24 protein-coding genes are annotated in these 22,085 nt (G+C 71.3%); 13 read left to right on the forward strand and 11 right to left on the reverse strand.

The window, feature by feature from the left end; translation table 11 throughout:
* Positions 1-28 precede the first annotated feature (28 nt).
* Positions 29-799, reverse strand: coding sequence for a helix-turn-helix domain-containing protein (locus ACFYZR_RS10790; RefSeq protein WP_391908029.1), 771 nt, complete (start codon positions 797-799; stop codon positions 29-31).
* A 235-nt stretch (positions 800-1,034) separates the two neighbouring features.
* On the opposite strand from ACFYZR_RS10790, the gene ACFYZR_RS10795 reads away from it, so the two are divergent.
* A complete protein-coding gene (locus ACFYZR_RS10795; protein WP_391908032.1) occupies positions 1,035-1,700 on the forward strand; it encodes a DUF4097 family beta strand repeat-containing protein in 666 nt (221 codons plus the stop codon).
* A 56-nt stretch (positions 1,701-1,756) separates the two neighbouring features.
* On the opposite strand, the gene ACFYZR_RS10800 is transcribed toward ACFYZR_RS10795, so the two are convergent.
* The 4 genes from ACFYZR_RS10800 to ACFYZR_RS10815 form a co-directional block, all read right to left on the reverse strand.
* The gene (locus ACFYZR_RS10800; protein ID WP_391908035.1) at positions 1,757-2,164 is read right to left on the reverse strand and encodes a hypothetical protein; all 408 of its coding nucleotides are present in this window, start codon (positions 2,162-2,164) and stop codon (positions 1,757-1,759) included.
* Positions 2,133-2,345 carry a helix-turn-helix transcriptional regulator gene (locus ACFYZR_RS10805; protein WP_391908037.1) on the reverse strand — a complete coding sequence of 71 codons (213 nt, stop codon included), beginning with the start codon at positions 2,343-2,345 and terminating at the stop codon, positions 2,133-2,135. The genes ACFYZR_RS10800 and ACFYZR_RS10805 overlap by 32 nt, the downstream gene beginning before the upstream one ends.
* Positions 2,346-2,440: 95 nt before the next feature.
* A complete protein-coding gene (locus tag ACFYZR_RS10810) occupies positions 2,441-2,767 on the reverse strand; it encodes a DUF397 domain-containing protein (protein WP_391908040.1) in 327 nt (108 codons plus the stop codon).
* 10 nt (positions 2,768-2,777) lie between these two features.
* The gene (locus ACFYZR_RS10815; protein WP_391908042.1) at positions 2,778-3,632 is read right to left on the reverse strand and encodes a helix-turn-helix domain-containing protein; all 855 of its coding nucleotides are present in this window, start codon (positions 3,630-3,632) and stop codon (positions 2,778-2,780) included.
* Positions 3,633-3,799: 167 nt separating this feature from the next.
* On the opposite strand from ACFYZR_RS10815, the gene ACFYZR_RS10820 reads away from it, so the two are divergent.
* Positions 3,800-4,258: an ATP-binding protein gene (locus ACFYZR_RS10820; RefSeq protein WP_391908045.1), complete on the forward strand. Its 459-nt coding sequence runs from the start codon at positions 3,800-3,802 to the stop codon at positions 4,256-4,258.
* 184 nt (positions 4,259-4,442) lie between these two features.
* On the opposite strand, the gene ACFYZR_RS10825 is transcribed toward ACFYZR_RS10820, so the two are convergent.
* Positions 4,443-5,834, reverse strand: a complete 1,392-nt coding sequence (locus ACFYZR_RS10825; RefSeq protein WP_391908554.1) for a cation:dicarboxylate symporter family transporter — start codon at positions 5,832-5,834, stop codon at positions 4,443-4,445.
* Between the two features lie 146 nt (positions 5,835-5,980).
* On the opposite strand from ACFYZR_RS10825, the gene ACFYZR_RS10830 reads away from it, so the two are divergent.
* From ACFYZR_RS10830 to ACFYZR_RS10845, 4 genes are all read left to right on the forward strand, one after another.
* Positions 5,981-7,633: an ATP-binding protein gene (locus ACFYZR_RS10830; protein WP_391908048.1), complete on the forward strand. Its 1,653-nt coding sequence runs from the start codon at positions 5,981-5,983 to the stop codon at positions 7,631-7,633.
* A 59-nt stretch (positions 7,634-7,692) separates the two neighbouring features.
* Complete coding sequence (locus ACFYZR_RS10835) at positions 7,693-8,412, forward strand: response regulator (RefSeq protein WP_391908557.1); 720 nt, start codon at positions 7,693-7,695, stop codon at positions 8,410-8,412.
* 67 nt (positions 8,413-8,479) lie between these two features.
* Positions 8,480-9,856 (forward strand): extracellular solute-binding protein, encoded by a 1,377-nt coding sequence (locus tag ACFYZR_RS10840; RefSeq protein ID WP_391908051.1) that lies wholly within the window; start codon positions 8,480-8,482, stop codon positions 9,854-9,856.
* A complete protein-coding gene (locus ACFYZR_RS10845; protein WP_391908054.1) occupies positions 9,853-10,725 on the forward strand; it encodes a carbohydrate ABC transporter permease in 873 nt (290 codons plus the stop codon). The genes ACFYZR_RS10840 and ACFYZR_RS10845 overlap by 4 nt, the downstream gene beginning before the upstream one ends.
* Here the strand turns inward: ACFYZR_RS10845 and ACFYZR_RS10850 are convergent.
* Positions 10,708-11,193, reverse strand: coding sequence for a hypothetical protein (locus tag ACFYZR_RS10850; RefSeq protein ID WP_391908057.1), 486 nt, complete (start codon positions 11,191-11,193; stop codon positions 10,708-10,710). The genes ACFYZR_RS10845 and ACFYZR_RS10850 overlap by 18 nt on opposite strands.
* Positions 11,194-11,425: 232 nt before the next feature.
* Here ACFYZR_RS10850 and thrS point away from each other — a divergent pair, with 232 nt between their 5' ends.
* Positions 11,426-12,646, forward strand: a complete 1,221-nt coding sequence (gene thrS, locus ACFYZR_RS10855) for a threonine--tRNA ligase (RefSeq protein WP_391908060.1) — start codon at positions 11,426-11,428, stop codon at positions 12,644-12,646.
* Positions 12,647-12,671: 25 nt separating this feature from the next.
* Here the strand turns inward: thrS and ACFYZR_RS10860 are convergent, their stop codons facing one another.
* Complete coding sequence (locus tag ACFYZR_RS10860) at positions 12,672-13,463, reverse strand: VOC family protein (protein WP_391908062.1); 792 nt, start codon at positions 13,461-13,463, stop codon at positions 12,672-12,674.
* A gap of 246 nt (positions 13,464-13,709) precedes the next feature.
* Here ACFYZR_RS10860 and ACFYZR_RS10865 point away from each other — a divergent pair, with 246 nt between their 5' ends.
* The 4 genes from ACFYZR_RS10865 (at position 13,710) to ACFYZR_RS10880 (ending at position 16,527) form a co-directional block, all read left to right on the forward strand.
* Positions 13,710-14,159 carry a CBS domain-containing protein gene (locus ACFYZR_RS10865; RefSeq protein WP_391908065.1) on the forward strand — a complete coding sequence of 150 codons (450 nt, stop codon included), beginning with the start codon at positions 13,710-13,712 and terminating at the stop codon, positions 14,157-14,159.
* Positions 14,160-14,198: 39 nt separating this feature from the next.
* Positions 14,199-14,621: a CBS domain-containing protein gene (locus tag ACFYZR_RS10870; protein WP_391908067.1), complete on the forward strand. Its 423-nt coding sequence runs from the start codon at positions 14,199-14,201 to the stop codon at positions 14,619-14,621.
* 64 nt (positions 14,622-14,685) lie between these two features.
* A complete protein-coding gene (locus ACFYZR_RS10875) occupies positions 14,686-15,549 on the forward strand; it encodes a hypothetical protein (protein WP_391908070.1) in 864 nt (287 codons plus the stop codon).
* Positions 15,550-15,669: 120 nt separating this feature from the next.
* On the forward strand, positions 15,670-16,527 hold the full coding sequence (locus tag ACFYZR_RS10880; RefSeq protein ID WP_391908073.1) for a carbohydrate ABC transporter permease: 858 nt from the start codon (positions 15,670-15,672) through the stop codon (positions 16,525-16,527).
* Positions 16,528-16,534: 7 nt separating this feature from the next.
* Here ACFYZR_RS10880 and ACFYZR_RS10885 read toward each other — a convergent pair whose 3' ends face one another.
* Positions 16,535-16,810, reverse strand: coding sequence for a hypothetical protein (locus tag ACFYZR_RS10885; RefSeq protein ID WP_391908076.1), 276 nt, complete (start codon positions 16,808-16,810; stop codon positions 16,535-16,537).
* Between the two features lie 119 nt (positions 16,811-16,929).
* Positions 16,930-17,232, reverse strand: coding sequence for a hypothetical protein (locus tag ACFYZR_RS10890; RefSeq protein WP_391908079.1), 303 nt, complete (start codon positions 17,230-17,232; stop codon positions 16,930-16,932).
* Positions 17,233-17,462: 230 nt separating this feature from the next.
* Here ACFYZR_RS10890 and ACFYZR_RS10895 point away from each other — a divergent pair, with 230 nt between their 5' ends.
* Both ACFYZR_RS10895 and ACFYZR_RS10900 read left to right on the forward strand, forming a co-directional pair.
* Positions 17,463-18,245, forward strand: a complete 783-nt coding sequence (locus ACFYZR_RS10895) for an ABC transporter ATP-binding protein (RefSeq protein WP_391908082.1) — start codon at positions 17,463-17,465, stop codon at positions 18,243-18,245.
* A 37-nt stretch (positions 18,246-18,282) separates the two neighbouring features.
* Positions 18,283-20,814: an ABC transporter permease gene (locus ACFYZR_RS10900; RefSeq protein WP_391908085.1), complete on the forward strand. Its 2,532-nt coding sequence runs from the start codon at positions 18,283-18,285 to the stop codon at positions 20,812-20,814.
* A gap of 167 nt (positions 20,815-20,981) precedes the next feature.
* Here the strand turns inward: ACFYZR_RS10900 and ACFYZR_RS10905 are convergent, their stop codons facing one another.
* Positions 20,982-22,007: an ATP-dependent 6-phosphofructokinase gene (locus ACFYZR_RS10905; RefSeq protein ID WP_391908088.1), complete on the reverse strand. Its 1,026-nt coding sequence runs from the start codon at positions 22,005-22,007 to the stop codon at positions 20,982-20,984.
* Positions 22,008-22,085 lie beyond the last annotated feature (78 nt).

Raw genomic sequence — 22,085 nt, forward strand, 5'->3', positions numbered from 1 at the left:
TTGGTGGGTGCCGGTGGGGCCGGCCGGATCAGGTCGAGGGATCCGGCGCGGGCCCCGCCGGCTTCCCGGCAGCGCTGCCCGGGGTCGTTTCGTACGTCATGTAGAGGATGTCGCGGGCCTGCTCCGCGGCGCGGGCCATGCTCTCGCTGACGAAGTCGACGAAGCGGGCGATGTTCTCCAGGCGGACGGCGGCCTGGGTGTCGCGGCCGAGGATGCCGACGCCCTGCCGTGCGGTCTCGGCGAGCAGGGCGTTGGAGCGGGCGGCCGCGATCATCCCCTGGTAGAAGACGTCGTTGTCGACGACGTAGCGCTCACGGCGGCGCTCGTCGCGTTCCCGGCGGATGAGGCCCTGGCTGTCGAGGAGCGTCACCGCCTTGGAGACGGACGCGGGGCTGACCTGGAGGCGCTGGGCGAGCTCGGACGCGGTGAGGCTGCCCGCGTCGGTGGTGTAGAGGCAGGTCAGCACGCGGGACACCATCTTGGGCAGGCCCTGTTGCATCAGGAGGGTGGTGAACGCCTCCTCGTACTCGCGCACGGCCTCGGTGTCGCGCCCGTCGGCCTGCGGCGGCACCTGCGCCCCTCGGGGCACGGCCTGCCTGCGCCGGTGGGCGCGGCGTTCGGTGGCACGGTGGGCCAGGTCGGCACGGTAGGCGGTGGGGCCGCCGTTGCGCATCACCTCGCGGGTGACCGTCGAGGTGGGGCGGTCGAGACGCCGGGCGATCTCCGCGTAGGCGAGCCCGTCGGCCACCCCCAGCGCGATCTGCTGGCGTTCCTGCTGGGTGAGTCTGCCTCCCGGCATCGCGGGGCTCCCTTCGCGCGTGCTTGACGCCTCCAGTGTAGCGTTCGATTCCATTTCATTGCAACGGAGGGGATGACTGACGTTGCGTTAAGCACAGAACCGCTGCAACGATTTCTAAGCTGTGACCTGCATAGCTGCACATACTTCGCAACGAACTCGTTGCCAGAGACACAAACGCAACGTAGCGTTTCTGGAGTCGGAAACATCGAGCAGAACGAACAGCCAGGAGCTCATCATGCAGAAGTTCGCCACCGTCGCCCCCATCTCCGCCGTCCTCGACATCCCTGCGGGGCGCGTGCAGTTCATCGCCACCGACCAGGCCGTCACCACCGTCGAGGTCCTGCCCGCGAACGCCTCCAAGAGCCGCGACGTGAAGGCGGTGGAGCAGACCGAGGTCGCCTACGCGGACGGCGTCCTGCGGATCGAGACCCGGGCGGCGAAGAACCAGTACTTCGGCCCCTCCGGTTCCATCGAGGTCACGGTCCAGCTGCCCGCCGGCTCCCGCGTCGACGCGAAGACCGCCTGCGTGGAACTCCGGGGCGTCGGACGACTCGGCGACGTCACCTTCGAGGGCGCGTACCGCCAGATCAAGATCGACGAGGCCGCGAGCCTCCACCTCACCGCGATCGACGGCGACGTCGAGGTCGGCCGGCTCAACGGCCCCGCGAGGATCAGCACCGCGCGGGGCGACATCCGGATCGCCGAGGCCGTGCGCGGCGCGGTCGTGCTCCGCACCCAGTCCGGCAACATCTCGGTCGTCGCCGCCCCCGGCACCTCGGCCGCCCTGGACGCCCGCACCGACTACGGCCGCATCAGCAACGCCCTCAAGAACGACGGCACCGCCGGACTCGACATCCGCGCCACCACGTCGCAGGGCGACATCACCGCCCGCAGCCTGTGAAAGGAACGCCATCCTGGCCGGACATACGGCGGCAAGCCGTTCGAGGTGATGGCGTCTCAGGTACGCCGGGACCAGAAGGCGACGAACGCGATGTAGGAGATGGCGGCGATGGCCACGAACCAGAAGTACGGATCGCCGCTTCGTCCGGATGCCAGCTCACCGATGAAGGCGTAGAGATTCCCCGCGGTGAGCACCACGCCCGTGCCGGCCCAGGCTCGCCCCGAGATCCGGGCGAAGCGCTCGTCGGGAGCCTTCTCGGTGAGGCCCTGATAGGTCTCGTTCCGGCGCCCCAGCAGCACTAAGGCGAGACCGCAGACCGCCAGGATCCCGAACGCCACCAGGCCGAGAGCGAGGCGCCCTCCGAAAGTCGCGGCCACGAGGCAGGCGCCTCCGAGGGCGAGGAAGAAACCGGGGACGGACCACCTGGCCGGGTTACCGGTCGTCCGCAGGGCTCTCATCGGCATGGAACATCTCCTCAACGCTGACCTCGAAGAACTTGGCCATGGACAGGGCGAGCGGCAGGGAAGGTGTGTACCGCTCGGTCTCGATGGCGTTGATCGTCTGCCGTGAGACCCCGAGGGCTGCGCCCAGTTGGCCCTGGGAGAGCCCTAGCGACGACCGCAGTTTCCTGACGCTGTTTCGCACATGTAAAGCCTACTTGTCACCCCTCGGCGACTGTCAAGCTTGCTTTACAGGCGGGGCAAGGCAGGGCTCGCGCAGCGCCTTGGCCGGCGTGTCACCTACGGCCGCGCGTCGGCCTTGAGGGCGGCCAGGAGCGCCCGCAGGCGGGGTGGGGTGGTGGCGAGGACGGTGGTGGGGGCGTCGCTCTCACGGATGGCTATGCGGTCGCCGCGCTTGCGGAGTTCGACGCAGTCGTCTTGATTGCTCGAGAAGGACGACTTCTGCCAGTCGATAAGCGCGGCGACGCTTCGCTTGCGGGCCTGTAAGACCGTCGCTGGCGCGTCGCTCTCACGTAGGGCTACGCGGCCGTCGACGCGGGCCAGCTCGACGCAGTTGCCTTCCGAGTCGGTCGAGAACGAGGACTTACGCCATGGAGTTTCCACCATCGTCACGCCTTCACAACTGTCGTACTACGTCACGGATGAAGTCGCGCGAGCGCCTCGGGCTGAGCGACTGTTCCTCGGTCCGCTCCAGAACGCTCCTGTAGTTGGCGAGGCGCGACTCCGCGTCGATGAAAGCCGACCCTGCGGGCGTATCCAATTGAACGGTGTCGAGCTGTGGAACGGGACCGGACACGTACAGCGTCGAACTGCCCGCGTGCGGAAAGCCACCCACGGAGAACGGAATCACCTTCACGGTGATGTTTTCGCGCTCCGATTCCTTCAGCAAGTGCTCCAACTGGCCTTGCGCGACTCTGCGCCCTCCGAACAACATGCGCAGCGCAGCCTCGTGAATCAAGAAAGTGCAGTCTGGCGCTGCCGGGTGTCGGTCCAACACGTCGCGCCGCCTCATCCGGTGCGAGAGTCTGCGCCGCAGGATCTCGGGGCCGAGAGGCGGTACGGCCTGGCTGAACACGGCACGGGCGTATTCCTCGGTCTGCAATAGCCCAGGCATATGCATGATCTGCACCGCGCGAAACGCAAGCGCATGGTGTTCGAGCTCGGCGAGGTCAAGCGCGCCGCTCGACAACGTACCCCGGTATTCCTCCCACCATCCCTTGCCGCGCTCCTCGGTCATGGCGACCAGCGCGTCGACGTAGGCCGCGTCCGGGCAGCCGTAGTGCGAGGCCCACGCCCGGACCCGCTCGCCGCTCACGCCATGGCGGCCGGATTCGGCGTTGCTGATGTTGGTGCGGTCGGTGCCCAGCAGGGCGGAGGCCTGTACGAGTGACAAGCCCGCTTGCTCACGCATCCTGCGGAGTTCCGTACCCAGCCGCTGCTGACGGGCGGTTGGGGCCTTTCTCGGTGGCATCCGTTCCCCTCCTGTCGGGACTCAGTGTGGCCCGTGTCCGGACGGCGGTCCACTCGTTCCAGTGATTGGACGGAATGAGTAACACACGTTGTACCGCATGCCCTACCGTCGAAGGCACAAAGGCGCCTGCCTATACGGCAGTTGCGCGCTCCCGCCTGGAGGTAACCATGGCCACCGCATCACTCCTCGCCCCCCGCACGGGGATCGATCCCCACCCCGCCGAGCGGTACGAATTCACCGCCCCGGCCACCGCCACAACCGCCCGCGTCGCGCGCGAGTTCGTGACCGCAGTGCTCGTCGCGGCGGAGCGATGCCCGCTGATCGAGAACGCGCGGATCTGCGTGTCCGACACCGTCGCGAACGTCGTGCAGCACGCCCGCGTGGCCGTGCTCTCCGTCGAGGTGGCCGTGCACGGTGACCGGGTCGTCGTCGCCGTGCGCGACGACGACCCGGTGCGGCGGCCGTACCGCCGACAGGGCCAGGCCCCCGCCGGCGACGAGCGCGGCAGGGGCCTGGCCCTCGTGCGCGACCTCGCGTCCGCCTCCGGCGTGACGCTGGTCTGGGACGACCTCCGCGTCGTCGGCAAGCAGGTCTGGTTCGAACTCCGCGAGAGCAGCCACGCGTGAACGAAGCGAAGGTCGACGCCGACGCGGCGGGAGGAGGGTGGGGGGTGGGGATTGCCCCGGGCGGGCCCGGGGCCCTCCTCCCGCCGCGACGGCGGGGAACCCCCACGGCGCGCCCGGTGGTGCCGTTCCGGGCCTGGGGCCGCCGGTTGGGGAGTAGCGGCCACGCCGTGGGGGTGGTCTGGGGTCAGGAGGCCGCGACGGCCCCCATCGCTCCTGGCGCCGGCGGCGCCTCCGGCGCCTGCGGCGCCGCGCCGTGGGCGCCGTCGGCGGCCAGGGCCGCCTCGTCGAACGGCAGCCGCCCCGCGAGGACCTCGCGGGCGCGGGCCGTGTCGATCTCCTTCGTCCACGTCCCGACGAGGACGGTCGCGACCGCGTTGCCCGCGAAGTTCGTCATGGCGCGGGCCTCGCTCATGAAGCGGTCGATGCCGACGATCAGGCCGACCCCGTCGACGAGCTCGGGGCGGTGCGACTGGAGGCCACCCGCGAGGGTGGCCAGGCCCGCGCCCGTGACGCCCGCCGCGCCCTTCGAGGCGACGATCATGAACAGCAGCAGGGAGATCTGCTGGCTCAGTGACAGCGGATTCCCCATCGCCTCGGCCACGAAGAGCGAGGACATCGTGAGGTAGATGGCCGTCCCGTCCAGGTTGAACGAGTAACCCGTCGGCACCGTGATGCCGACCACCGGCTTGCTGACGCCCAGGTGCTCCATCTTCGCGATCAGGCGCGGCAGCGCCGACTCCGACGACGACGTCGACAGGATCAGCAGGAACTCCCGCCCCAGGTACTTCAGCAGGGCGAAGACGTTCACCCCCGCCACCAGCCGCAGCAGGCTCCCGAGCACCACGACGACGAAGATCAGGCACGTCACGTAGAAGCCGAGCATGATGACGGCCAGGGACTTCAGCGCGTCCACGCCCGTCGCCCCGACCAGCGCGGCGATCGCGCCGAACGCGCCCACCGGCGCCGCCCACATGATCATGGAGAGGATTCGGAAGACCAGCTTCTGGATGTGCCCGATCCCTCGCAGCACCGGCTCGCCCACGGGTCCCAGCGCCTGGAGGGCGAAGCCGGTGAGCAGGGCCACGAGGAGCGTCTGGAGCACCTGGCCGCCGGTGAAGGCGGACACGATCGTGGTCGGGATCATGCCGAGCAGGAAGTCCGGCGTGGACTCGTGGGCGCCCTTGGCCTGGGCCTCGCCCGCGTGCCGCAGGGCGTCCGTGAGGTGCAGTCCGCTGCCCGGCTCCAGGATGTTGCCGACCACCAGGCCGATGGCCAGCGCCACCGTGGACATCAGCAGGAAGTACCCCAGCGCCAGCCCGCCGACCGCGCCGACCTTGGCGGCCTTCCGCACGGATCCGATGCCGAGCACGATCGTGCAGAAGACGACCGGCGCGATCATCATCTTGATGAGGTTCACAAAGCCCGTGCCCAGCGGCTTGAGCTCCACGGCCGTGCCCGGCGCGGCGAAGCCGACCACGACACCGACGAGCACCGCGCCGATCACCGCGAGATACAGATAGTGGCTCCGGTCCCGACGGGCCGGTTCGTCAGGTGGCGGGGGTGACTGCGCTCTCACTGTGCTCACGGTGGGTCTCCTCAAAGGTGATCGTGGGGTTCTCCCGAGGAAAAAGTGGGGTCGCGGAGACTATGCATGGCCCTGTGACGGTGGTCACGCTTATGTGCATTACGTTCATGAACCGGCCAACAGGCACACTGTCGGCCATGCGCAGACCTCGCATCCGTCTCCCCCACAGCCTGGCCGGCCGGCTCTTCGCGACACAGATCGCGCTGGTCGCGGCCGTGGTGGCCGGGTGCGCGATCTTCGCGTACCTCGCCGACCGGGACCAGGCCGTGGAGTCCGCACGCCGCCAGGTGACGGCGACCGCCGTCGCCGTCGCCGCCTCCCCGTCCGTACAGACGGCCGTGCGGGAGCGGGACCCGGCCGTCCGTCTCCAGCCGTACGCCGAGCAGGTCCGCAGGGACACGGGCGTCGACTTCGTGACCATCATGAGTCCCGACGGCGTCCGCTGGACCCATCGCGACCCCCTGCGCATCGGCGAGCGCTACCTCGGCCACACCGAGGCCGCCCTGGAGGGCCATACGTTCTCGGAGACGTACACGGGCACGCTCGGCCCGTCCGTACGGACCGTCGCGCCCGTACGGGACGAGGACGGCCGGGTCGCCGCGCTCGTCAGCGCGGGCATCACCGTCGACGCGATCAGCGCCCAGGTGCGCCGTCAGCTCCTGGTGTTCGTCGGCGTGGCCCTGACCGCGCTGGCGTTCGGCGGCGCGGGCACGTATCTGCTGATCGCCCGGCTGCGCCGGCACACCCACGGCATGAACGCCGCCGAGCTCGGCCGGATGCGCGACTACCACGAGGCCGCGCTGCACGCGGTCCGCGAGGGGCTGCTGATGCTCGACGGGCGGCACCGGGTCGCGCTGGTCAACGACGGCGGCCGGGAACTCCTCGGACTGCGCGGGAACGTGATCGGCCTGCCCGTCACCGAGCTGGGGCTGCCGCCGGGGCTGACCGAGGCCCTGCAGGCCCCCGGGCCGCGCGTCGACGAGGTGTACCTGACCGACGAACGGGTCGTCGTCCTCAACACCAAGCCGGTGGCCGGCGGGGAGCGGCACGGCACGGTCGTCACCCTGCGCGACCACACCGAACTCCAGGCGCTCGCGGGCGAGCTGGACTCCGTGCGCGGCTTCACCGAGGCGCTGCGCTCGCAGGCGCACGAGGCCGCCAACCGGCTGCACGCCGTGGTCTCCCTGATCGAACTGGGCCGCGCGGAGGAGGCCGTGGAGTTCGCCACCGCCGAACTCGAGCTCGCCCAGGCCCTCACCGACCGGGTCGTCGCCGCCGTCGCCGAACCGGTCCTCGCCGCGCTGCTGCTGGGCAAGGCCGCCCAGGCCAACGAGCACGGCGTGGAGCTCGTCCTCACCGACGACAGCCGTGTCGACGACGGGCTGCTGCCGCCCGGCCTGTCCGCGCGCGACCTGGTGACGATGCTGGGCAATCTGATCGACAACGCGGTGGACGCGTCCGGCGCGAGCGGCACCCGGCCGCCCCGGGTCACCGTCACGGTCCGGGCGGACGGCGCCGAACTGCTGCTGCGCGTCGCCGACACGGGCCCGGGCGTACCGCCGGAGGCGGCGGACGAGATCTTCCGCCGGGGCTGGTCGACGAAGGACGCCGTGGGCGGCGCGGGCCTCCCCCAAGGCCACGGCCGCGGCCTCGGCCTCGCCCTCGTCCGGCAGGCCGCCCGTCGCAACGGCGGCACCGTCGCCCTGGCCGACGCCCCCGCCGGCGGGGCCGAGTTCACCGTCCGGCTGCCGCTTCAGCACGTCCGCACCACCGAAGGAGTCCCCGTATGACCACCGTGAGCCCGATGGGGCCAATGGGTTCGATGGGTTCGATGGGCCCCATCGGTTCGATGGGGCCCAGCCCAGCGGACCCCGTGAGCCCCCCGCAGGCGATCCGTGTGCTGATCGTCGAGGACGATCCCGTCGCCGCCGACGCCCACGCGCTGTACGTGGGCCGGGTGCCGGGGTTCAGGGTCGCGGGGGTGACCCACTCGCGCGGGGACGCCTCGCAGTTCCTCAAGCGGACGCCGGTCGATCTGCTGCTGCTCGACCTCTACCTCCCCGACGGCCACGGCCTCCAGCTGCTGCGGTCGCTGCGCGCCGCCGGGCACACGGCGGACGTCATCGCGGTGACGTCCGCGCGCGATCTCGCGGTCGTCCGGGAGGGCGTCTCGCTGGGCGTCGTCCAGTACGTGCTCAAGCCCTTCACCTTCGCCACCCTCCGCGACCGCCTCACCCGGTACGCGGAGTTCCGCGCCGCGGCGGGCGAGGCGAGCGGTCAGGAGGAGGTGGACCGCGCCCTCGCCGCCCTGCGTGCCCCGCAGCCCGCCGCGCTGCCGAAGGGACTGGCCGGGGACACCCTCCAGGCGGTCATCGACTCCGTCCGGGCGGCCGGTGCCGAGGGCGTCTCGTCGGGGCAGACCGCCGACGCCGTGGGCGTCTCGCGGATCACCGCCCGGCGCTATCTGGAGCACCTCGTGGAGACCGGCCGCGCCGCCCGCGCCCCGCAGTACGGCCAGATCGGCCGGCCCGAACTGCGCTACCGCTGGCTGGCGTCCACGCCACGCTGAGGGGTTCCGCGCGGCGGCCCGGGGAACGCAGTACTCGACAGGTGCCGTAGGTGCAGGAGGTCGAGCCGTGCGCCCCACCACCCCCGCTCATGCCCCCGTAGTCCTGGTCTCCCTGACCGCTCTCGCCGCCGCGTCCCTCGTGTCGTGCGGGAGCGGTTCCGGTGACGACGACCCGAACACGGTCAAGGTCGCCTACCAGCGCAGCACGGACAACAAGGTCCGGATCATGGACGACTACCTCGCCATGGTCAAGAAGCGGTTCGAGCGGGAGAACCCCGGGAAGAAGCTGCGGCTGCTGCCCGTCCAGGCCTCCCAGGAGGACTACTACGCCAAGATCCAGCAGATGATGCGGTCCGCGAAGACCGCCCCGGACGTCGTCCGCGAGGACACCTTCCTCATCAACTCCGACATCACCAGCGGCTATCTCAGACCTCTGGACGACAAGCTGGCCGGCTGGAAGGACTGGGACCGCTTCGTGCCGGCCGCCAAGGCGTCCGCGCGGGGCGCCGACGGGAAGACGTACGGGGTGCCGGACGGCACCGACACCCGCGCCCTGTGGTTCAACAAGGAGATCTTCGTCAAGGCCGGGCTTCCCGCCGACTGGCGGCCCCGGACCTGGAACGACGTCCTCGACGCCGCCCGCGCCGTCAAGCGCGCCGTCCCCGGTGTCATCCCCCTCAACGTCTACACCGGCAAGGGCGCCGGCGAGGCCGCGGCGATGCAGGGCTTCGAGATGCTGCTGTACGGCACGGGCCCGGACCCGCTGTACGTACCGGCCGAGAGGAAGTGGGTCGCCGGGAGCAAGGGCTTCCGGGACGCCCTGGACTTCGTCCGCACCGTCTACGCCGAGAAGCTCGGCCCGGAGCGCTCCGACGCCCTCGACCCCAACATCTCCACCCACGTCACCACCGAGTGGCTCCCCGCCGGCAGGCTCGCCATCGACCTCGACGGCAACTGGCTCGGCAAGTACTGGATCGCCTCCGGGGCGAAGCCCTGGCCGCGCTGGACGGAGGTCATGGGCCGCACCCCCTTCCCCACCCGGAGCGGCGGCGCCCCGGGGCGGGTGAGCCTCTCCGGCGGCTGGACGTGGTCGATCGGCGCCAAGTCCGCCAAGGCGGACCTCGCCTGGCAGGCCATCGCGTCCATGCAGACGCCGGACAACGCGGTGGAGTGGGACGTGCGCGACGGCGGGATCGCCGTCCGGGACGACGTGGCCGCCTCCGCGAAGTACCGGGCGTCCATGCCGGGCATCGAATTCTTCACCGACCTGGTCAAGGACACCCACTGGCGCCCCGCCCTCCCCGTCTACCCCCGGGTGTCGAACGCGATCCAGGAGGCGATGGAGTCCGTCACGACGGGCGACGCCGACGCGGCGAAGGCGGCGCGGGCCTACGACGAGCGGCTGCGGTCGATCGTGGGCGGGCAGGGTGTGACGACGCGATGACGCGTACGCATCGTGTGCACCGGGCGGCGCGCTGGCTCCCCCTGGCCCCGGCCACGACGCTGCTGCTCCTCTTCCTGGCGGGCCCGGTCGCGTACTGCGTCTGGCTCGCCTTCACCGACACCCAGCTGACGGGCCAGGCCGCCGCGTCCTTCGTGGGCCTCGCCAACTTCCGCCGGGCGTTCGGGGATCCGGACTTCCGTAACGCGGTGGTGCTGACGCTGGTCTTCACCGTGGTTTCCTCCCTCATCGGGCAGAACTCCTTGGGATTCGCGCTGGCGGCTCTGATGCGGCATGCGTCGAAGGCCGTACGGACGGCGACGGGCACGGTCGTCGTCGCGGCCTGGGTGGTGCCGGAGATCGTCGCGGGGTTCCTGCTGTACACGTTCTTCAACCGGCGCGGCACGCTCAACGCGGTACTGGAGTTCCTCCATCTCCCGCAGCAGAACTGGCTGTTCACGCTGCCGATCCTGACGGTGTCGTTCGCGAACGTGTGGCGCGGCACGGCCTTCTCGATGCTGGTCTACTCGGCGGCGCTGGCGGAGATCCCGCAGGACGTGACGGAGGCGGCGGAGGTCGACGGCGCGCGCGGCCTCCGCCGCTTCTGGCACATCACCCTGCCGCTGCTGCGGCGTTCGATCGGCACGAACCTCATGCTCAACACCCTGCAGACGCTGTCGGTCTTCGGCCTGATCTGGGCGATGACGCGCGGCGGCCCGGGGAACCGCAGCCAGACGCTGCCGGTGTTCATGTACGACCAGGCGTTCCTGAAGTCGCTGATCGGCTACGGCACGGCGGTGGCGCTGTTGCTGCTGGTGGTGGGCGCGCTGTTCGCGGCGGTGTACGTACGGCTGCTACGGGAGGAGGTCTGAGGCGGGCGTGGCGTAGTAGTCCTCGTCGGCGACGAGGACGGAGGTGGAGCACAGGGGCAGGCCGTCGCGGTCGCGCGGGACCTCCTGCGAGGTCATGCGCGTGAAGCCCAGGGACACGCCGGTGACGCAGGGGTATTCGTCCTCGGAGTCGTCGACCGTCCAGCCCCGGGCGGCCGCGCGGCGCAGGATGTCCCGGGCCGGGGTGGTGAAGACGTCGTCGCCGTCGAGGAGGACGCGCGTGCTCGACACCCGGACCTCCCCCGGCCACCACAGCTCGACGGCGGTGACGCGGTCGCGCTTCTCCAGCAGCACCTGGAAGCCGATGCCGTCCAGGTCGGCGGCGATGAGCCCCTCACGGGCCTGTCGCGGTGCCCCGAAGGCCTCGGTCACGGCCGCCAGGGCCTCGTCGTAGGTCATGCCGAGGCGTATGGGCGCGACGCCGTGCGGCGGGTCGAGTACGAGATCCATGAGGGGCAAGGGTAATGGGCGGCCGAGGGGAGAAAGTCCGTGTACCGGGAGGCCGGTGCGGTGCTACGCTCCCGGCCATGAAGCGCGCTGGTCAGTTCATGACGACGACGCCGGAGAGTGTCCCGGCGCGCTGACAGCTGTTCTGTCCGAAGCCCCGGGGCGAGTGCCCCGGGGCTTCGCCGTGTGGTCACTCGCCTCACCGGACGCCATCACCGTTCACGAGGAGACCACGATGCACGACCACCGCAAGCTCGGCCGCGAGCTCGAACTGTTCGACACCGACCCGCTGATGGGCGCGGGCCTGCCGTACTGGCTGCCCGACGGCGCCACCGTCCGCCACGCCCTGGAGGAGTACATCCGCGACGCCGAACGCCGGGCCGGCTACCAGCACGTCCACTCGCCCGTACTGGGCAAACGCGAGCTGTACGAGATCTCCGGGCACTGGTCCCACTACAGCGACGACATGTTCCCGCCCATGGACCTCGGCGGCGAGCAGGTCGTCCTCCGTCCGAGCCTCTGCCCCCACCACGCCCTGATCTACCGCTCACGCGCCCACAGCTATCGCGAACTCCCCCTGCGCATGGCCGAACTGGGCGGCATGTACCGCTCGGAGCTCTCCGGCGTCCTCGGCGGCCTCACCCGCGTCCGCGCGATCCAGCTCAACGACGGCCATGTCTTCTGCACCCTCGACCAAGTGGCCGACGAGGCCCGCGCCGCCCTGGAGCTCATCCGGCAGGCGTACGAAGTCCTGGGCATCCGCCCCGCGCGCTACCGGCTGTCCCTGGCCGGCGCGGGCGGGAAGTACGTCGCCGCCCCGGAGATGTGGCGGCGCGCGGCGGACCTGCTGGCCGGGGTCCTGGACGAACTGGGCCTGGAGTACGAGGCCGTCGAGGGCGAGGCGGCCTTCTACGGCCCGAAGATCGACGTCCAGATCACCGACCCGGCGGGGCGCGAGGCGACCCTGTCGACCGTCCAGGTCGACTTCCACCAGCCGGAACGCTTCGGCCTCGAATACGTGGGCGCCGACGGCGCGAAGCACCGGCCGGTGATGGTGCACCGCGCCATCATCGGCAGCGTGGAGCGGCTGGTCGCCCACCTCGTCGAACTCCACGGCGGGGCGTTCCCGGCGTGGCTGGCACCGACCCAGGTGGCGATCCTCCCGGTGTCGGACGAGCAGTGGCCCCGGGCCGAGGAGCTGCGGCGCCGGTGCCTGGACGCGGGCCTGCGGGCCCGGATCGCGGGCCCGCAGGAGGGCACCCTGGGGGCGAGGATCCGCGCGGCACGGCTGGTGCCGTACCAGGCGGTGATCGGCGCGAAGGAGGCGGCGGCCGGCGAGGTGGCGATCCGCCTGCGGGACGGGCGTCAGCTGGCCCCCCGGCCGGTGGACGAAGCGGTCGCGGGGGTGGCCGCGTCGGTGGCGTCCCGCGGCGGCGAACTCTGGGACGGGCGCTGAGCGCTCAGCCGGTGACCGGGGGGGGTTACCCCGCCACCTGCACCGGCGGGTTGGGCTTGATGACGGCGTAGGGCGCCCCGAAGGGGTCCGCGAGCCAGGCCATGCGGCCGACGTCGGGGACGTCGGAGGCGGGCATCAGCACCGTGCCACCCGCACCCTGCGTGTTGGTGACGACCTCGTCGACGTCGGCCACCGCGAAGTACGGGATCCAGCGCGGGATTTCCGACTCGTCCCGCAGGGGGACGACACCGCCGAAGGAGGCGTCCTGGAGCTCGCCCTCCGCCGTGGACAGGACCGTGTACGTCATGCCGGGGACCTTCATGTCCTCGGAGCGCCAGCCGAACAGGCCGCGGTAGAAGGCCTTCGCCGCCGTGGGGTCGCCGGTGTGGAGCTCGGTCCAGCACAGGGCGCCCTCGTCGGAGGCCTTCTCCAGGCCGTCGACGGCCGCGGGCTGCCAGACGGCGAACTCGGCGCCGCCGGGGTCGGTGAAACAGCCCATCCGCCCGGCCTCCATCACGTCGAACGGCGCCACGCGGACCGTGCCGCCGCCCTTCTCGACGGCCTGGGCCGTGGCGTCGGCGTCGGGCGTATGGAAGTAGACCGTCCAGGCGGAGCTCGCGGCCTCGTCGGTGAGGGGGCCGAGGGCGGCGACGGTGGCGCCGCCGAGTTGGAAGAAGCCGTATCCCCCGGACTCGGGGCCGGCCGACTCGAAGGACCAGTCGAAGACCCGCCCGTAGTAGGCGGCGGCCGCCTCCGTGTCGGGGCTGCCGAGGTCCAGCCAGTTGGGGGCGCCGGTGACAAAGTTCGTGGTGAGCATGGTGGCGTGCTCCTTCGGGAGTCCGGGAGACCTCCACCGGGTTTCCCCGGCCGGATCCCAGTCTCGCACCGGCCACTGACACTCGCCCGGCACCGGCGTGCGCACGGGGATCACCCCGGGGGCGGCGGGGCCGGGCCTCACCCGAACGGAGTAACCCTCCGATCGCCGGGCGGCGCGGTGAGGGAGACGATGGAGGTGCCGGGCACACCGGCCGGTCGTGCCCGGGGCGACGAAGGGAGTCCGGTCATGGCCCGTACCGGCGACGAACGACCGCTCAAGTGCCGCGACATCATGCACGAGGGTGTGCGGTGCGTCGGGGCGCACGAGTCCCTCTTCGCGGCCGCCAAGCTGATGCGCGAGCTGAACGTGGGCTCGTTGCCCATCTGCGGCGACGACAACCGGCTCAAGGGCCTGGTCACCGACCGCGACATCGTCGTGGAATGCGTGGCCACCGGGCGCGACCCGGCGTCCGTCGAGGCCGGGGCCCTGGGCGGCGCGCTGCACTGGATCGACGCGGACGCGAACGCCGCGGAGGCGCTGGAGACCATGGAGATCCACCGGATCAAGCGACTGCCGGTGATCGACGTGGCGGACGGTCACCGTCTGATCGGCATGATCAGCGAGTCGGAGCTCGCCAAGAACCTCACGGACGAGCAGATCGCGGAGTTCGCGGGGCGGGTCTACGCGGCCGCCTGAGGACACAAGCATCGGGGAAGTCGATGGAGGCGGGTCATCATGACCAGAGCCAAGGACATCATGCACGAGGGCGCCCAGTGGATCACGCGTGACGAGACGCTGTCCCGGGCCGCCCAGGTGATGCAGATGCTCGACGTGGGCGCCCTGCCCGTCAGCGACGACAACGGGCGGCTGTGCGGCATCATCACCGACCGCGACATCGTGGTGAAGTGCCTCGCCCAGGGACGGGACCCGGACAGGACCACGGCCGGCGACCTCTGCGAGGGAACGCCCCGCTGGATCGACGCCAACGCGGATGTCGAGGACGTCCTCCACGAGATGGAGAGCCACCGGATCCGCCGGCTGCCGGTGATCGACAACAAGCGGCTGGTGGGCATGATCAGCGAGGCGGACGTGGCCCGGCACCTGCCGGACAACCAGGTCGCCGAATTCGCGGGGATGATCTACTCGACGGCCAAGTGACGCTCCGCGCCTTTACGTTCCCGCGTCTCTGTGCAGCGGTGACGGCACGTTCTAGCCTTGGCCCATGAGACGCGAACCGGGCCTGGAAGGGCAGCGGCGGCGCTTCCGGCTGGGCCGGACATGGGCGTTGACCGGGGCGGTCGTCTCCTGCGGTGCGCTCGCGGTGGCCGTGTGGACGGACCCGGACGCCTCTCCGGAAGCTCCCGCGTGGATCGCGGGGCTGGCCGTGGGAGCGGGAACCGTGGCGTTGCTGCTGGGGCGCTCCTTACCCCGGCCTGCCCGGCCGCCCATGGCGCCCGCGCAGCCCCCTGCGCCGCAAGGGCCCGCACCGGCGCCGCCGCCCCGGCCCGCGGCGCCGCGCCGCTCGCGTGCGATACCGCTGACTGCGGTGCTGCTGGCGGCGGCACTGCTGTCAGTCGCCGTCTGGGCGGCCCTGGTCCTCCCCGGCACCACGGGCCCCGGGGAAGGGGCTCCCGCTCCCTCGTCGACGGGCGCCCCGACGCCGGGAGGCCCGGCGTCGGGAGGCCCGGCGTCGGGAGGCCCGGCGTCGGAGACGCCCCCCGCTGACCGCACCGGTCCGCCCCGCACGAAAAAGCCCATGCCGCCGGGTGCCACGTCACCGGACGGCAACGGCACCTCCTCGCCGAGCGCGAATCCGAGTCCGAGCCCGAGTGCCGCCCCCGTCACCGTCACCCCGACGATCGTGCCCGCACAGCCCGTCCCGCCCGTCCCGCCGGACACCGCCACGTCCCCGACCCCCAAGGACACCGGCGCGGACCCGGCCGCGCTGATCACCGCCATGGGCGGTCTGCTGACAGCGGTCAGCGGCTGTGTCACGGCGGCCGCCGCGTTGATGCAGGCCCGCGCGGCGGCGCGGCAGACCGCTCCCGGGACACCGGGAACGCCCCCGGAGCCACCCTCCCCGTAGACCCTCCCCGTAGACCGGCCCCGGGCACGCCCTCTGCTGTCCGGCCCGTGCGCGCGCTACGCTCCGAGCGGCCGACCGCGCGGTTCCGCGCTCGTCGCGCCCGTCGCGCACGGAGGTGCCATGCGCCCGTCCCCCGCCGCCCGAGCCCCCCGCCTCGCCCGCCGGCTCCGCCGGCGGCTGGCCGCCGACGCCGCGCTGCTGGTGCTGCTGGCCGCCTTCGCCGCCCCGCTCGTCTGGCTGCTGCTGGCGTCCGTCGACGCCGAGGCCGGGCTGCGGGTGCGGACGCCCACCGGGCCGACGGCGGAGAACTTCTCCGCCGTCCTCACCGACGAGATCACCTTCACGCCCATGCTCAACAGCCTGCTGCTGTGCGGCGGGGCGACCCTGCTGACGATCGTGTGCGCCGCGCTCGCCGCGTACCCGCTCTCGCGTCACCGGTCGCGCCTCACCAGGCCCTATCTGCTCGGCGTGCTCTTCGCGACGTGTCTGCCGATCACGGCGGTCATGGTGCCGGTGTACGGGCTGTTCGTACGGATCGACCTGATCGACACCATCCAGGGCACCGCGCTCTTCCTCGCCACCGCGCAACTCCCCTTCGCCATCTGGCTGATGAAGAACTTCATGGACGGTGTGCCGGTCGTCCTCGAAGAGGCGGCGTGGACCGACGGCGCGGGCCGCCTCCAGACGCTCGTACGCGTCATCCTGCCGCTGATGGGGCCGGGGCTCGCGGTCGTCACCATCTATTGCTTCATCATGATGTGGGGCAACTTCTTCGTCCCCTTCATGCTGCTGCTCACCCCGGACCGGCTGCCCGCGTCCGTCAGCATCTTCACGTTCTTCGGGAACTACGGTCAGGTGGCCTACGGGCAGCTGGCGGCCTTCTCGATCCTCTACTCGACGCCCGTCGTCCTCCTCTACGCCCTCATCGCCCGCCGCCTGGGCGGCGGCTTCGCGCTGGGCGGGGCGGTGAAGGCGTAGGCCGGGGTCAGTAGAAGCCCAGCATGCCGGGCGAGTCGATGTCCACGGTGACCACACCGGGCGGGTAGGCGTCCTCGTGACCGGTCAACAGGATGGACATGCCGGTGAATTCGGCTCGCGGCAGGGCGCAGTAGAGGGCGTGGCAGGTGTCGGGGCCGCCGTAACCGTCGCGGATCATCTTGCCGACGCTGACAGAGGCGACGGTGTCGAGGGGGTCCACGACGACGGAAGAGTACGAGAGCGCTTGACGGGAGGCGTTCTCCTCGTCCGCTTCAGCCTGCATGAGACACAGCGCAGGAATGATCAGACGGTCGCCAGGCGTGCGGGCCATATTGCCCGCGAGCATGTTCAGCGTCTTATGACCTCGGAAGACCGCCCTGACCGCGCTGGTGTCAAGGATGATCACGCGGCAGTTCCCCGGTCCTCCCGGGTGTTTCCGGCGGCTCGGGCCTTCTCGGCGGCGATCTTGTAGATGTTGCCGAGAATGTCGGGCGCCTGATCGAACTCCTCGTCGCTGATGTCGATGCCGATCAGCTTGCGTGCGTGTTCACGGTCGGCGGCGAGTCGCTCGGCACGCTGCGCGGCGGTCGGCTGCTCGGCGGCCAGGGCCTCGACCAGCTGCCCCAGGGTGATCCCGCGTTCTTTGGCGAGTTCCGCGAGATGATCGCGGGTCTCTCGTGTGACTTGAATCGTCGTGACGGCCATGGTTGCACCGTAGTCCGCCCGTAGCGGTGGACGCGACCCCGTTCACCCCCAAGGGGGCCCGCTGCATCCCCGGGATGACGCCGTCCGTCTGAAGTACTACGCACCCGTGCCACCACGGGACCCCAGACCGACCCCGTATTCCGGTCATTCGGCTGACGTTTCGCGAATGGGCCGCGGAAAGAATTGGAGTCGCTGATTCCCCCCTTTCCCCACCCCTCCGGAGGAGACCCGTGTCCCACACGGCCGCTTACGCCGTCCCCCGCTCGTCCGCCGGCGCCGTCGCCGCCCGTGCCACCGGGCTGAGCAAGGTCTACGGGCAGGGCGAGACCCGGGTGGCCGCCCTGGACTCGGTCTCCGTGGAGTTCCGGCGCGCCGAGTTCACCGCGATCATGGGGCCGTCCGGTTCCGGCAAGTCGACGCTGATGCACTGCATGGCGGGCCTGGACGCCATCTCCTCGGGCTCCGCCCGGATCGGGGACGTCGAGCTCGGCTCGCTCGGCGACCGGCAGCTGACCCGGCTGCGCCGGGACCGGGTGGGCTTCGTCTTCCAGGCGTTCAATCTGCTGCCCACGCTCTCCGCGCTGGAGAACATCACGCTGCCGCTGGACATCGCCGGCCGCAAGGCCGACCCCGAGTGGCTGGAGCGGATCGTCACGACGCTGGGTCTGTCCGGGCGGCTCGCGCACCGGCCGAGCCAGCTGTCCGGCGGGCAGCAGCAGCGCGTGGCCGTGGCCCGGGCGCTGACCGCCAGGCCCGAGATCGTCTTCGCCGACGAGCCGACCGGCAATCTCGACTCCCGCTCCGGCGCCGAACTGCTGGGCTTCCTGCGCGAGTCCGTCCAGGCGCTCGGGCAGACGATCGTCATGGTCACCCACGACCCGGTCGCCGCCTCCTACGCGGACCGCGTGATCTTCCTGGCCGACGGCCGGATCGTCGACGAGCTGCGCCGGCCCACCGCCGACGCCGTGCTGGACAAGATGCGGCGCTTCGACGCCAAGGGCCGTACGAGCTGATCCCCGCCGGAACCGACCTCCAGGACTAGACCACTCCATGTTCCGTACCGCCCTGCGCAATCTCCTCGCGCACAAGACCCGGCTGATGATGACCGCCCTCGCGGTCCTCCTCGGCACCGCCTTCGTCTCCGGCACCCTCGTCTTCAGCGACACCGTCGGCGGCGCCTACCGCGACCGGCTCTCCAAGAGCCTCGACGACGTCGCCGTCTCCGTGACGGCGGGCGGCCCCAGCACCGACGCCAAGGACAAGAACGCCCTCGACGACGGGATGGCACGGCGGATCGCCGCCATTCCGGGCGTCGCGTCCGTACGGCCGTCCGTCTCCGGCATGCCGGTGATCGCGGACCGGCACGGCGACCCCGTCGGCGGCGACTGGGGCAGCGACGGCGCCAACTACGTCCCCGGCAAGGACGGCAAGGACAGCCGCTATCCGCTGGTCAAGGGCCGCGGCCCGGCCGCCGAGGGCGAGATCGCCCTCGATGCGAAGACCGCGAAGAAGCTCGGCGCCACGCTCGGCGGCACCGTACGGCTGGCCGTCGACGGCCCGGTCATGACCAAGAAGCTCGTCGGCGTCGTCACGACCGACAACCCCCGGGTGAGCGCGGGCGCCGGACTGGCGCTCTTCGACACCGCGACCGCGCAGAAGCTCTTCGGCAAGCCCGGCGAGTTCACCGAGCTCGTCGTCTCCGCGACCCCCGGCACCGACCAGACCGCGCTGACCGCGAAGGTCCGCGCGATGCTCCCGAAGTCCTTCGAGGCCCGGAGCGGCCAGGAACTCGCGGCCTCCCAGGCCAAGATGATCGACCAGCAGACGAGCTCGATCCGCAAGACCCTGCTGATCTTCGCGGGCATCTCCCTCTTCGTCGGCGTCTTCATCATCGCCAACACCTTCACCATGCTGATCGCCCAGCGCACCCGTGAGATCGCGCTGCTGCGCGCCGTGGGCGCCTCCCGCCGCCAGGTGGTGCGCTCGGTGCTGATCGAGGCCGGGCTGCTGGGCCTGGTCGCCTCCGCCCTGGGCTTCGTCCTCGGCCTCGGTGTCGCCAAGGGTCTCCACCCGGTGCTCAATCAGACCGGCGGGAGCCTGCCCGACGGCCCGCTGGTCATCGAGCCCTCGGCCGTGCTGTCCGCCCTCGGGGTGGGCGTCGTGGTGACCGTGCTCGCCGCGTGGCTGCCGTCCCGGAAGGCCGCGCGGATCGCCCCGGTCGAGGCGCTGGCCTCCGTCGAGGCGGCGCCGGCCGCCCGTGGCCTGGTGGTGCGCAACTCCATCGGCGCGGCGCTCACCGCCCTGGGCGTGGGCCTCATGCTGTACGTCACGAAGTTCAAGGACAGCGACGGCATCAGCTTTGCGATGGCGGGCTCGGCGCTCACCCTCGCGGGTCTGATCGTCCTGGCCCCGCTGCTCTCCCGCCCGGTCGTGCGGTTCTTCGGCCGCCTCGCGATCCGGCTCGCCGGCGTCAGCGGCAAGCTCGCCCGGGAGAACGCCCTGCGCAACCCGCGCCGCACCGCCGCCACCGCCTCCGCGCTGATGATCGGCCTCACCCTGATCACCGGCCTGACCGTGGGCGCCGTCTCCGCCGACCGGGGCATGTCCACGATGGGCGCCCCGGACATGACGGCCGACTACAAGGTCAGCTCCACCAGTTACCTCGGGCTCTCCCCCGACATCGCCCGGACGCTCGCCGGGCAGCCCGGCGTCGCGGCGGCCGTGCCGCTACGGACGACGGGCTTCCAGCTGGACACGAGCCCGGGGTCGGTCACGGCGACGGACGTCCGGGCCCTCCCCAAGGTGGTCACCGTGACCGTCGTCAGCGGCTCGCTCGCCGACGTCCGGGGCACGACCGGCGTCGCCGTCTCGGACAAGTTCGCGAAGGAACACCGGCTGACGGTGGGATCCACGCTGCCGATGGCGTTCTACGACGGCAAGAAGGCCGCCCCGCGCGTCGTGGCCGTCTACAAGGACAGCAGCATCCTGTCCTCGGTCCTCTCCACCCCCGCCCTCGTCGACCCCCACCAGGACAAGGCGCGCGACGACCAGGTGCTGGTGAAGGCCGCGCCGGGCAAGGCGAAGGAACTCCCCGGGAAGATCAAGGAGACGCTCGGCAACCCGATCATCAAGGTGCAGAGCCAGGACGACCTGCGCCGCAGCGAGGCCGGGAGCGTCGACGACATCCTCTACCTGATGTACGGGCTGCTGGGCATGGCCGTGGTCATCGCCGTCATCGGCGTCGTCAACACCCTCGCCATGTCGGTCTTCGAGCGGACCCGGGAGATAGGGATGCTGCGCGCGATCGGTCTGGACCGGCGCGAGGTCAAGCGGATGGTCCGGCTGGAGTCCGTGATGATCGCGATGTTCGGCGCGGTGCTGGGCGTCGGGGCCGGTGTCTTCCTCGCCTGGTCGGGCGGCCACATGCTGCGCTCGTCCTTCCCGCAGTACGAGATGGTCGTGCCGTGGGGCCGGATCGCGGTGTTCCTGCTGCTGGCCCTCGCGGTCGGTGTGCTGGCCGCGGTCTGGCCGGCCCGCCGCGCGGCGAAGCTCGACACGCTGGAGGCGATCGGGGCGCAGTGAGCCCCGGGACCCCATGAACGAGGGCCCCCGTCCGACTCGGTCGGACGGGGGCCCTCGTTCATACGCGGGGGGGACTAGGGTCTGTCCGGCGGATCTTCGCTCGTGGGTGCGGCGCGCCCCGTCAGGGGCGCCGTGGTGCCGCGTGACGAAGACCCGTCGGACGCGCCCTAGAAGACGGACTCGGCCTCGTCCATCCGGTCCTCCGGCACCCGCTTGAGCTCGGTGACGGCGTCGGCCAGCGGCACCATCCGGATGTCGGTGCCCTTGAGCGCCGTCATCTTGCCGAAGTCGCCCCGGTGGGCGGCCTCGACGGCGTGCCAGCCGAAGCGGGTGGCGAGGACACGGTCGTACGCGGTGGGCGTGCCGCCGCGCTGGACGTGGCCGAGGATGACCGGGCGGGCCTCCTTGCCCAGGCGCTTCTCCAGCTCCACGGCGAGCTTGGTGCCGATGCCGGCGAAGCGCTCGTGGCCGAACTGGTCTATGGCGCCCTTGGCGTAGTCCATGGAACCCTCGACCGGGTGGGCGCCCTCGGCGACACAGATGACGGCGAACTTCTTGCCCCGGGAGAAACGCTCCTCGACCATCTTGACGAGGTCGGCCGGGTCGAAGGGACGCTCGGGCAGGCAGATGCCGTGGGCGCCGCCGGCCATGCCGGACTCCAGCGCGATCCACCCGGCGTGGCGACCCATGACCTCGACGACCATCACCCGCTGGTGGGACTCGGCGGTGGTCTTGAGGCGGTCGATGGCCTCCGTCGCGACGCCGACGGCGGTGTCGAAACCGAAGGTGCGGTCCGTGGAGGAGATGTCGTTGTCGATGGTCTTCGGGACGCCGACGACGGGCAGGCCCGCGTCGGAGAGCATCTTGGACGCGGTGAGCGTGCCCTCGCCGCCGATCGGGATCAGCACGTCGATGCCGAGGTCGCGGGCGAGCTCCTTGGAGCTCTCGCAGGCCTCGCGCAGCCGGGCGCGCTCCAGGCGGGAGGAGCCGAGGATGGTGCCGCCGCGGGCCAGGATGCCGCTGACGGCGTCCAGGTCGAGCTTGCGGTGGCGGCCGTCCAGCAGGCCCTTGAAGCCGTCCTCGAAGCCGATGACCTCGTCGCCGTGGCCGACGAGCGCCCGGTGTACCACCGAGCGGATGACAGCGTTCAGGCCGGGGCAGTCGCCGCCCGCCGTGAGGACTCCGATGCGCATCGTGCTGTGTCTCCTGCTCGCTACTGGTACCTGTGAGCCAGGCCGATTGTTTCATGGGCCGACGTCCTGCGTCGCATT

Source organism: Streptomyces sp. NPDC001678 (assembly GCF_042892945.1).
GTDB lineage: Bacteria > Actinomycetota > Actinomycetes > Streptomycetales > Streptomycetaceae > Streptomyces.